Source organism: Streptomyces sp. Je 1-79, assembly GCF_025195125.1.
Taxonomy (GTDB): Bacteria; Actinomycetota; Actinomycetes; order Streptomycetales; family Streptomycetaceae; genus Streptomyces.
In genome coordinates, this window is record NZ_JAMGSL010000013.1 from 157,139 (window position 1) to 168,150 (window position 11,012).

An 11,012-nucleotide genomic window follows, 5' to 3' on the forward strand; every position below is an offset into this window, starting at 1 on the left:
GGGAACAGGCCCTTTCCGTAAGGCTCTTGAGGGGTGCCGGAGGTCACTCCTCCAGGGTCAGCCCCTTGCGCAGCCGCCCCAGCGTCCGGGACAGCAGCCGGGAGACGTGCATCTGGGAGATGCCCAGCTCCTCGCCGATCTCCGACTGGGTCATGCCGGCGACGAAGCGGAGGGAGAGGATGCGGCGGTCCCGGGGCGGCAGCGAGGCGATCATCGGCTTGAGGGACTCGATGTACTCGATGCCCTCGATGCCGTGGTCCTCGTAGCCGATCCGGTCGGCGAGCGCGCCCTCGCTGTCGTCCTCCTCGGGCTGGGCGTCCAGCGAGCTCGCGGTGTACGCGTTGCTGGCGGCCATGCCCTCGACGACCTCGTCGCGGCTCAGGTCGAGCTCCTGCGCGAGTTCGCCGACGGTCGGGGCGCGGTCGAGCCGCTGCGACAGTTCGTCACCGGCCTTGGCCAGGTCGAGGCGGAGTTCCTGGAGCCTTCGCGGGACGCGCACGGACCACGAGGTGTCGCGGAAGAAGCGCTTGATCTCACCGACGATCGTCGGCATCGCGAAGGTGGGGAACTCGACGCCCCGGGCCAGTTCGAACCGGTCGATGGCCTTGATCAGGCCGATCGTGCCGACCTGGATGATGTCCTCCATGGGCTCGCTGCGGGAGCGGAAGCGGGAGGCGGCGAACTTGACCAGGGCGAGGTTGAGTTCGACCAGGGTGTTGCGGACGTACGCGTACTCGTGCGTGCCCTCTTCGAGGGCGTCGAGCCGGGCGAACAGCGTCTTCGACAGGGCCCGCGCGTCCAGCGGGTCGACCTGGTCGAAGGGCCCGATCTCGGGGATCGGGTCGATCCCGGGAAGGTCTTCGAGGGTGGGGGGCGGAGTTACTGCTGCCGACGGCGCGTCGTGGGTCCGCGGGGCGTCGAGCCGGGGTGACATGGTCTCCTCCATCGTTTCTTCCTGCTGGGGTTTGCGGCGCCTCCAAGCCGGCCGTTTCGAATGTTCTCTACTAGGCCTACCCGCTCGACACACCAGGTTGCAAGTGTCAATTGTCCGTTTTGCGGGAGTATGTTGCAGTGTTCGGGTGCAAGACTTGACGTCTCGCTTGTATGGTTCGTGGCACGTCAACCGGCATCCGCGAGACCGAGAAGAGGCACGGGCATGGACCGCCAGCACATCGGCAGCGCGCAGCCAGCAAGGCTGCGGGTCGAGGTCCGCACCGTGGGGGCGACCGAGGTCCTCACCCCGGTGGGTGAGCTCGATCACCACACGGCGGAGGTGTTGCGTGCGCCACTCGACCACGCACTGGACGCCGGCCGGTCACGGCTCGTCGTCGACTGCTCCCGCCTCGAGTTCTGCGACTCCACCGGCCTCAACGTGCTCCTCGGGGCCCGGCTGAAGGCCGACGCCGCGGGGGGAGGCGTCCATCTGACGGGGATGCGGCCGGTGGTGGCCAGAGTCTTCGAGATCACCGGTGCGGACGTCGTCTTCACCGTGCACGCCTCGCTCGCGGCGGCACTGCCCGACTGAACGTGGCGGGTGTCGTCGGGGGAGGACCGGGCAGGAGAGCCCCGGTTTGGTCCGTTGTCTGGTGAATCTGTCTGGTGAATCGGTGAGGTGAGAGCGCTGATGGACACTGCTGCCGGTGGCAGGGAGGTCGAGGAGTCGGTGGGTCCGTTCGTGGACGCCGCCGTTCTCGACGTACGCACGCTGGCGCTCGGCGCCACCAGCGGCACCGTTCCGCTCGCCCGCGACTTCACCCGGACCGCGCTGTACGACTGGGGCTGGCTGCCGGCGGCCGGCGCCGAGGCCAGGGCCGCGGCCGAGGACGTCCTGCTCGTCGTCTCCGAGCTGGTGACCAACGCCTGTCTGCACGCCGAGGGCCCCGAGGCCCTGCGCGTGGTGCGCCGGGCCAAGGTGCTGCGCCTGGAGGTCACCGACCGTGGCGCCGGGCAGCCCGCGCCGCGCACCCCGCACCGCGCCGGGCGGCCCGGCGGACACGGCATGTTCATCGTGCAGCGGCTCTGTCTCGACTGGGGGATCGACCGCACGACGGGCGCCCCCGGCAAGACGGTCTGGGCCGAACTGGCCGCTCCGGCCTAGCATTTCCCCGAGGAGCCCCGGTGCGGGGCTCCTCGCGTGCTTCCGTGCCGATCGGTGGCGCCTCCGGCTGGGGGCGCGCACTTCGGTCCTCCCTTATGTCTTCCCTCCGCAAGACCCCAGGCGTACCTTGACGCGCAATCTGATGTGCCGTCAGTAACTTCGCGGTGAGGGGTGCTTGGATCGTGCCGTACCGGAGGAGAACAGCGCTCACGCTGGCAGCGGCGGTTGCGGGCTCGGCGGTCCTGGCCTCGGCCCCCGCCGCCCAGGCCGCGGTCGTCGACGTGAACTACGCGTGCGAGACGAAGATCGGGCCCAAGGGTGCGGTCTCGCCCGTCGACATCAAGGCCGTCAGGAACGGCTCCTCGTACACGGTCACCATGTCCTTCGAGAAGGGCGTGTCGGACAGCCCGATCGAGCTGCCCAAGGGTGTCATGACCCCGCGCGCCGAGCTGAAGCTCGGCGGCGCCGACTCGGGCACGCTCAAGGTCAAGGGCATGCCGAACACGGTGGCCATCCCGCCCAACACCCCGATCAAGATCGGGCAGTTGACGGGAACGTACACGCCGAAGAAGAGCGGCAAGGTCACGTTCACGGCCGGCCTGCTCACCGTCCACGCACTCGGCATGGACGCGGCTGTCTGCACCCCGAAGAACAACCCCGCGCCCTCGCTGGAGCTGGACGTCACGGCCGCCGGCGGATCCTCGGACACCGGTTCCGGCTCCGGGGGCACGCCGTCCACGAGCGGGGGCGAGCTGCCGAAGACCGGCCCGCTCGACTCCGCCACGGCGCTCGGCACCCTCGGCGGCACCGTGCTGCTGACCGGCGCGGCCGGCGCGCTCTGGCTCACGCGGCGCACGGCACGCTGATGCGGGGGGCGTGGGCCGGAACCGTGACCGCCGTCGCCGCGCTGCTCGGAGCGGTGGCGGCGGCGCCCGTGCCCGCACCCACGCCGGGGTGGACCGCGGGCGCGGCGGCAGGGAGGCCGTACGTCTACCTCGAAGGCGCGGCGGGCAGCGTCCTGGAGGACACCCTCTCCGTGAGCAACCCGGGCGCGCGGCCGCTCACCGTACGGCTGAGCGGCCAGGGCACCCCGCTCGCCTTCGCCGCGCGGACGGTGACGGTCCCGGCGCGGACGCGGGCGGACGTGCCGTTCGCGGTCACCGTGACCGCGGGCACCGCCCTCGGCGACCACCGGGGCACCGTGACGGCGGCGGCCGACGGACGCGAGGTGCGCGTCCCGGTGCACCTGCGGGTGAGCGGGCCGAGCCTGGCGGCGCTCACCGTCGAGAACGTACGGCTCGACGCCTCGGGCACGCTGCACTACACCCTGGTCAACCGGGGGAGCACGGTCCTCGCGCCGCGCCTGACACTGCGCGCCGACGGCGCGTTCGGGACGCTGCTCGACCGCCCCCTCCGCTCCCCGGGGCCCACCCTGCACCCCGGCGAACGCGCCACCCGCACCGAACCCTGGCCCGAGGCACCCGCCCTCGACTCGGTCACGGTCCGCGTCCGGGCGACCGCTCCCGGCGCCGCGGCGGCGGAGGCGCGCGCCGAGCGCGTGTTCGTCTCCGGAGGCGCGCTCACCGCCGGGGCGGGCGCCCTGCTCGTGGCGGCCGGCTCGGCCGTGCTCGTGGCCCGAAGACGCCGCGACCGGGACGTGGAAGAGCCCGGACTCCCCGTGGAGGAACCCCAGTTGGCGGACGTGACGGCAGGAGCGGACCGATGAGGACGAGCGGTACGGGGCGGGCGGACCGGAGCCTTCGGGCGGTGGCGGGCGTGGCGCTGGCCCTCGCCTCGCTCGTGCTCGCGCTGCTCCCCGCCGGTCGGGCGTCCGCCGCTCCGGGGCCCACGGTGGCGCTCTCGCAGACCGAGGGCGGCAAGGGTGGCGAGATCACCGTGAGCGGCGCCGGGTGGAAGCCGGGCGCGCTGCTCATGCTGCTGATCTGCGGTCAGGGCGCGCCCGGCAAGGGTGTCGTCGGTGGCACCAACTCCTGCGCCAACACCCTCGGGCGGGCCGCCACGGTCGACGCCAAGGGCGCCTTCAGCCAGAAGATGCCGGTCGCCGAACCGCCCAAGCCGTGCCCCTGCGTCGTGCACGTCGCGGGGGTCACTGGCCGGCAGGACGTGGTGGACGTGGCGTTCACCGTCGCCGGTCATCCGACCGCCCCGCTGCCCGAGGCCTCCGGCGTCGGCAGGCTCGCCGTCCTCGCCTCCGTACGCCTCGAAGGCTCCAGCGGCGTCCTCGTGTGGTTCGGCGCTCCCGCCCGCCGCGAGGTCGTCTTCACCGTCGGCAACCTCGGCCAGACCCCCGTCAAGGACCCGGTCTTCCAGGTCGGCACGAGCCACGGCGTCTTCTCGCCGCAGTACGAGGAACGGCAGTGGCGCGGCACGATCGAGCCCGGCAGGAAGGCCCAGATCAAGCTGCCCGTCGAGCTGTCGGCGGGCGCCCACGGCGACTACGAGGTGTCGGTGCGGTACGCCGGCAAGGTCCTGGTCGACCAGCCCTGGGGGGTCGGCCGGCCGTGGGGTGTGTCGCTGTTCTGGCTGCTGCTCGCCGTCGTCGTCCCGGCCGCGCTCTTCCGGGCCGGCATGGCCGTCGTCGACCGCGTCCGCCCGGGCGGCTCCGCCGGGGCCCGTTCAGGACACCACCGTCGCCGCACCCTCGTACGTACCCCCGAACCCGGACCCGTCCCCGAGCGGGACGACACCACGACGACCACGGTCCTGCCGTGGTTCACCCCGGACTCCGCACCGTCCGCACCGTCAGAGCACAGCCCGACGACGAAGGGACATCAGTGAGCACGCAACGGAGGATGAGCGCGGCGGGAGTCGCGCTGATGCTCGGCGGCGCGGGGATCATGCTGGCCGCCAGCCCCGCTCAGGCCGCCGAGGTCTCGTACAAGACCGAGTGCATTCCGCCGGCCATCTCCGGTCTGCCACCGGTGCAGGGCACCACCAAGGTGCGGATCACGGCGCCCGCGGAGGCGAAGGTCGGCGACGAGGTCGAGGTCGTCTGGAAGACGGTCGAGGCCGCGTCGAAGAACCCCGACGTCCTCGACCTGGACAAGGACACGGTGAAGCCGACCGGTGTCGTCAAGGTCGGCGGCGCGGCGAGCGGCACGCTGAACATGGAGGGACCGCGGCAGAACCCGGCCATCCCGAAGAACAGCCCCATGGTGCTGCCGGACATGAAGGGGAAGCTGAAGCTGGAGAAGGCGGGCGAGATCACCCTCACGCCGGACAAGTACAACATCAACGTCTCGAAGCCGATGTCGACGGACACGAAGTGCTCGCCGAAGGAGACGGTGGCGGTCGGGGCGACGATCAAGGTGACGGCGGGCGGAGGCTCCACGTCCGGTGGCTCCACGTCGGGCGGCTCCACGACTGGTGGCACCACGTCCGGCGGTACGAGTACGTCGGGAGGCTCGACGAGTACGTCGGGAGGCGGCAGTACCTCCGGAGGGGGCGGCGGGCAGACCGACTTCCCGGGCAAGGAGGTCGCGGTCCAGTTCGCCTGCCAGTCGCCCGGCCCGGCCGGCATCACCTCCAAGGTGACCATCAACGCCAAGAAGAACGGCGGCTCCTACGACCTCACGGTCAAGACCGCCAAGGGCGTCATGGACAGCCCCGCCCCGCTCCCCGCCGGCGCCCTCAAGCCCTCCATGGCGGTCAAGCTCGGCGGCGCGGACAGCGGCACGGTCAAGGTCGAGGGCCCGGCGAACGCCGCCCCGCTGGAGCAGGGCAAGCCGGTCGACCTGCCGGACATGAAGGGCACGTACAAGCCCGGAGCGAGCGGCAAGTCCACACTCAGCCCCGGCACCCTGACCATCAACGTCTCGCTCGGCGGCTCGCCGATCGTGATCCCCTGCCAGGTCAAGGGCGCCGTCCAGGCATCGCTGGAGCTCGACACGGCCAAGCAGGACGGCGGCGCGTCGGGCGGCGGTGACGCGGCGGCCGGCGGTGGCTCCGGCAACGGCGGTTCGGGCGGCGGGCTCGCCGAGACCGGTGCCGAGGACGACGGCGCCCTGCGCGCCCTCGCCCTGGTCGCCGGCACGGTGATCCTGCTCGGCGGCGCCGTGTTCACCTTCACCCCGTGGGCGCGGCTGAGGCGCTGACGCGGGTACGGGAAACGGCGGAGGGCCGCCGCACCGAGTCGGTGCGGCGGCCCTCCGTACGTAGAGCGGTCCGGGACGGACGCGTCAGTGGACGCCGCCCATGAGGCCCTGGACCTTCTTGCGGTACATGTAGATCGCGAATCCGGCGAGGACGGCCAACGACGCCTCCATCGCGATGATCCCTGTGCCGTTGAGGTCCACACCGGCCAGCGAGAGCAGACCCGTGGTGCAGTCACCGGCGGTGACGGCGAGGAACCAGACACCCATCATCTGGGAGGCGTACTTCTGCGGCGCCATCTTCGTCGTGACGGAGAGGCCGACCGGGGAGAGGCACAGCTCACCGATGGTCTGGATCATGTAGATCGAGACGAGCCACATCGGGGAGACCTTGTCGCCGCCGCCCGCCATGTTCATCGGGACGATGAAGACGAAGAAGGACGCGCCGACGAGGACCAGACCCATCGCGAACTTCACGATGGTGTTGGGCTCCTGGTTCTTGCGGGCGAGCCAGAGCCACAGCCAGGCGAAGACCGGGGCCAGCGCCATCACGAACAGCGGGTTCAGCGACTGGTACCAGGTGGCCGGGAAGCCGAAGCCGAAGACGGTGTCCGCGGTCTTGTCGTCCGCGAAGAGCGACAGCGTCGAGCCGCCCTGGTCGTAGATCATCCAGAAGACGGCGGCGGCGACGAAGAACCAGATGTAGCCGGTCATCTTCGACTGCTCGGTCTTGTCGAGTTCCTTGTCGCGCTTGATGCGGACCAGGACGGCGACCGGGATGATCAGGCCGGCGAGGGTGATCGGGACCAGCGCCCAGTTCAGGGTGTACATGCCCAGGGCGATGACGACGCCGTAGAAGGCGGCGGCGAGGGCGATGACCAGGGCGACCTTGACCAGGATGCCCTTGCGCTCGGCCGGGGAGAGCGGGTTCGGGACGATGTTGCTCTTCGGGCTGAGGCTCTTCGTGCCGATGAGGAACTGGACCAGACCCAGACCCATGCCCAGCGCGGCGAGCGCGAAGCCGAGGTGCCAGTTGACCTTCTCGCCGACGGTGCCGACCACGAACGGCGCCACGAAGGCGCCGAGGTTGATGCCGACGTAGAAGAGCGTGAAGCCACCGTCACGGCGCGGGTCGTCCGGGCCGTCGTAGAGGTGGCCGACCATCGTGGAGATGTTGGCCTTGAGCAGACCCGAGCCGGCGGCGACCAGCGCCAGGCCGACGAAGAACATCGCCTGTCCGGGGATCGCGAGCGAGGCGTGGCCCGCCATGATCACGAAGGCGGCGATGGTGACGGTCTTGCGGGCGCCCCAGACGCGGTCGCCGAACCAGCCGCCCGGCATGGCCATCAGGTAGACCATCGAGACGTAGACGGAGTAGATCGCCGTCGCCGTCGCCGCGGTCATGGCGAGGCCGCCACCCTGGCTTCCGGTCGCGGCGTCCGCGCCGCCGGAGACCAGGTACAGCACGAGAAGTGCCCGCATGCCGTAGTAGGAGAAGCGCTCCCACATCTCGGTCATGAAGAGGGTGGCCAGGCCGCGGGGGTGGCCGAAGAACGTCTTCTCGGAACCGGGGGTTCCGGTCGAAGCCGTCGTCAGGCTGGACGCCATGTCGATCCTTGCTCTGTCGGGACGCGCGCCTTGTGAGCGTGGTGCGCCCGGTGGGGGAGGCCGGCACCGGCGGGAGCGGTCGCACCCCGCCGGGATCCACGCCCCGTGACGCGGCATCGCGTCCCGGAACCCGGCCCACAGGTCGTTCACTGTCCTCAAGGTTGGCGATGCCGACCTTGTGCAGAAAAGAGACCCTTGGCGCTCTTGGCGAGCCAAAGGTCCCCGATTACCGCAACAGACGTCTCGCCACCATACGACACGACAGTGCCTGAAATGGAAGGACTTGAGACATGGATCACAGGTGGGGGAGGAACCGGCGAACCTCATTCGAAGGTCATATGCAAGATTGCCACCCTGATCCCCAGGGGGTGGGGCAAGCCTGTGGATCATGCCCCGGGGCGTCCGCGGTGCGGACTACCATCACTCCATGACCCGTGTACTGCTCGCCGAGGACGACGCATCCATCTCGGAGCCGCTGGCTCGCGCGCTGCGCAGAGAGGGATACGAGGTCGAGGTGCGGGAGGACGGACCGACCGCGCTCGACGCCGGACTCCAGGGCGGAGTCGACCTCGTGGTGCTCGATCTCGGACTGCCCGGCATGGACGGCCTGGAGGTCGCCCGGCGGCTGCGCTCCGAGGGGCACACGGTGCCGATCCTGGTCCTGACCGCCCGCGCCGACGAGGTCGACACGGTGGTCGGGCTCGACGCGGGCGCCGACGACTACGTGACGAAGCCGTTCCGCCTCGCCGAACTCCTCGCCCGGGTCCGGGCCCTCCTCCGGCGCGGCTCCACGGAGCCCGCCGTCGCCCCCGCGACGCACGGCGTGCGGATCGACGTCGAGTCGCACCGCGCGTGGATGGGCGACGAGGAGCTCCAGCTCACGGCGAAGGAGTTCGACCTCCTGCGGGTCCTGGTCCGCGACGCGGGCCGGGTCGTGACCCGTGACCAGCTGATGCGGGAGGTCTGGGACACCACGTGGTGGTCCTCGACGAAGACGCTCGACATGCACATCTCCTGGCTCCGCAAGAAGCTCGGCGACGACGCCGCGAACCCCCGCTACATCGCGACGGTCCGCGGCGTGGGCTTCCGCTTCGAGAAGAGCTGACGAGAAGAGCTGACGAGGAGAGCTGACGAGGGCCGCCGGCGCCCGAGCCGTAGGCTCGGTGACGTTCCTCGTACCCCCGCCCGGCCGGAGGGCCCCGTGCGTCGTCGCCTGATCAACTCCACCCTCGCCGTGGTGCTCGTCGTCATCGCCGTCTTCGGGGTGTCCCTCGTCCTCGTCGAGACGCGCACGATCTCCTCCAGCGCCCAGGAGAGCGTCGACTCCGAGGCCCTCCGGCTGGTCTCCATCGTCGACAGCCGGCTCTTCGGCGGAGAGCCCGTCAACCCCGACATCCTCGCCGAGCAGAGCGGCGCCAAGCGGTACGCCCTGATCGAGATCCCCGGCCGGGCCCCCATCGAGATCGGCACCCGCCCCGAGGGCAGCGTCATCCGCGGCAGCGCCCAGGGCGAGCGCGGCGAGACCGTGACCGTCGAGGAGTCCCACTCCACGATCACCAGCGAGGTCGCCCGCACCCTGCTGATCATCGGCGCCGTCGCGCTGCTCGCCGTCGTGGCCGCCGTCCTCCTCGCCGTACGGCAGGCGAACAAGCTGACGTCCCCGCTCACGGACCTCGCCGAGACCGCCGAACGCCTCGGCTCGGGCGACCCGCGCCCGCGCCACAAGCGGTACGGGGTGCCGGAGCTGGACCGGGTCGCCGACGTCCTGGACGCCTCCGCCGAGCGGATCGCCCGGATGCTCACCGCCGAGCGCCGGCTCGCCGCGGACGCCTCGCACCAGCTCCGTACGCCCCTCACGGCGCTCTCGATGCGCCTGGAGGAGGTCGCCGTCGCCGACGACCTCCCCACGGTCAAGGAGGAGGCGACGATCGCGCTCACGCAGGTCGAGCGCCTCACCGACGTCGTCGAGCGGCTGCTGACGAACTCCCGCGACCCCCGTACCGGCTCCGCCCTCGCCTTCGACCTCGACGAGGTCATCAAGCAGCAGATCGAGGAGTGGCGCCCCGCCTACCGCAGCGCGGGCCGCGCCATCGTCCACTCGGGCAAGCAGGGCATGCGCGCCGTCGGCACCCCGGGAGCCGTGGCCCAGGTCCTCGCCGCGCTGATCGAGAACTCCCTCATGCACGGCGGCGGCACCGTCGCCCTTCGGACCCGCGTCACCGGCAACCAGTCCGTGATCGAGGTCACCGACGAGGGGCCCGGCGTCCCCGCCGACCTCGGCGCGCGGATCTTCGAGCGGGCGGTCAGCGGCCGCAGCTCCACCGGCATCGGCCTGGCCGTCGCCCGGGACCTCGCGGAGGCGGACGGCGGCCGGCTGGAGCTCCTCCAGCAGCAGCCGCCGGTCTTCGCGCTCTTCCTGAGCCGCGAGGTCAGAAGCCGCGACGACGAGGCACGCGAACGCCCCGTCCGCTAGAGCAGCCCGGTCCGGCCTCGTACACCCTGAGAACACGGCGTCCGGCCCGGCACGCCCCCAAGCCCGGTCCGGCCTGGTACGCCCCCAAGCCCGGTCCGGCCTCGTACGCCCCTAGAGCACGGCGTCCGGCTGCTTCCTCGTCGGCTGCTTCGGCGCCTGCTCCAGGAACGATTCCGCGGTCTGCACGGCCTCCCGGGCCGGCAGCGTCCGGAACACCCACGTGCGGTACGACCAGAAGCGGAACAGCGTCGCGACGCCGATCCCGAAGAACTTGAAGAAGTTGCTCTGCAGCGGGGTGTCCCAGCCGAAGCCGTACGTCGCCGCGTAGAGGATGCCGTTCTGGATCACCAGCCCCGCGACGCTGAAGAGCAGGAAGAGCGTCAGCTCCTTCGTCCGGCTGCTCTTGTCGCGGTCCCGGTAGGTGAAGTACCGGAAGCCCAGATAGTTGAAGCCGATCGCCACGACCGTGGCGATCACGCTCGCCCGGACGACGGGGAGCTCCGTGACGTGGCGTACGAGGTTGAAGACCCCGAGGTCCACCAGAAGGCCGACACCACCGACGGCCCCGAACTTGGCGAACTCACGTGTGAGCCGGTCAAGCCGCACACGCAGTGCGCTTCGTTCACTCATGGTGATTGCTCAGCCCCGTCCGATCGGTTTCGTCAACCAAGCCATGCTAACCAGCACACCTGTGACCCGCCCGGGGACATCGCAAACCACG

Annotated in this window: 11 protein-coding genes; 8 read left to right on the forward strand and 3 right to left on the reverse strand. The window is 71.0% G+C overall.

What is annotated here, in order from left to right; all coding sequences use genetic code 11:
- Nucleotides 1-43 precede the first annotated feature (43 nt).
- A complete protein-coding gene (locus tag M5362_RS25900; RefSeq protein WP_260230152.1) occupies nt 44-946 on the reverse strand; it encodes an RNA polymerase sigma factor SigF in 903 nt (300 codons plus the stop codon).
- A gap of 210 nt (nt 947-1,156) precedes the next feature.
- Here M5362_RS25900 and M5362_RS25905 point away from each other — a divergent pair, with 210 nt between their 5' ends.
- From M5362_RS25905 to M5362_RS25930, 6 genes are all read left to right on the forward strand, one after another.
- Entirely contained in the window at nt 1,157-1,525 is a 369-nt protein-coding gene (locus tag M5362_RS25905; protein ID WP_260230153.1) for an STAS domain-containing protein, read from the forward strand.
- 99 nt (nt 1,526-1,624) lie between these two features.
- On the forward strand, nt 1,625-2,098 hold the full coding sequence (locus tag M5362_RS25910; RefSeq protein WP_260230154.1) for an ATP-binding protein: 474 nt from the start codon (nt 1,625-1,627) through the stop codon (nt 2,096-2,098).
- 182 nt (nt 2,099-2,280) lie between these two features.
- Entirely contained in the window at nt 2,281-2,964 is a 684-nt protein-coding gene (locus M5362_RS25915; RefSeq protein ID WP_260230155.1) for a peptidase, read from the forward strand.
- A 23-nt stretch (nt 2,965-2,987) separates the two neighbouring features.
- Complete coding sequence (locus M5362_RS25920) at nt 2,988-3,824, forward strand: hypothetical protein (protein WP_308354912.1); 837 nt, start codon at nt 2,988-2,990, stop codon at nt 3,822-3,824.
- Complete coding sequence (locus tag M5362_RS25925) at nt 3,821-4,897, forward strand: hypothetical protein (protein WP_260230156.1); 1,077 nt, start codon at nt 3,821-3,823, stop codon at nt 4,895-4,897. The genes M5362_RS25920 and M5362_RS25925 overlap by 4 nt, the downstream gene beginning before the upstream one ends.
- Nucleotides 4,898-4,911: 14 nt before the next feature.
- Nucleotides 4,912-6,213 carry a hypothetical protein gene (locus M5362_RS25930; protein ID WP_260230157.1) on the forward strand — a complete coding sequence of 434 codons (1,302 nt, stop codon included), beginning with the start codon at nt 4,912-4,914 and terminating at the stop codon, nt 6,211-6,213.
- Between the two features lie 84 nt (nt 6,214-6,297).
- On the opposite strand, the gene M5362_RS25935 is transcribed toward M5362_RS25930, so the two are convergent.
- A complete protein-coding gene (locus M5362_RS25935) occupies nt 6,298-7,818 on the reverse strand; it encodes a peptide MFS transporter (protein WP_260230158.1) in 1,521 nt (506 codons plus the stop codon).
- Nucleotides 7,819-8,245: 427 nt separating this feature from the next.
- Between M5362_RS25935 and M5362_RS25940 the strand changes: the two genes are divergently transcribed.
- Nucleotides 8,246-8,923: a response regulator transcription factor gene (locus M5362_RS25940; RefSeq protein WP_260230159.1), complete on the forward strand. Its 678-nt coding sequence runs from the start codon at nt 8,246-8,248 to the stop codon at nt 8,921-8,923.
- 96 nt (nt 8,924-9,019) lie between these two features.
- Entirely contained in the window at nt 9,020-10,291 is a 1,272-nt protein-coding gene (locus tag M5362_RS25945; RefSeq protein WP_260230160.1) for an ATP-binding protein, read from the forward strand.
- 111 nt (nt 10,292-10,402) lie between these two features.
- Here the strand turns inward: M5362_RS25945 and M5362_RS25950 are convergent, their stop codons facing one another.
- A complete protein-coding gene (locus M5362_RS25950; RefSeq protein WP_260230161.1) occupies nt 10,403-10,921 on the reverse strand; it encodes a GtrA family protein in 519 nt (172 codons plus the stop codon).
- Nucleotides 10,922-11,012 lie beyond the last annotated feature (91 nt).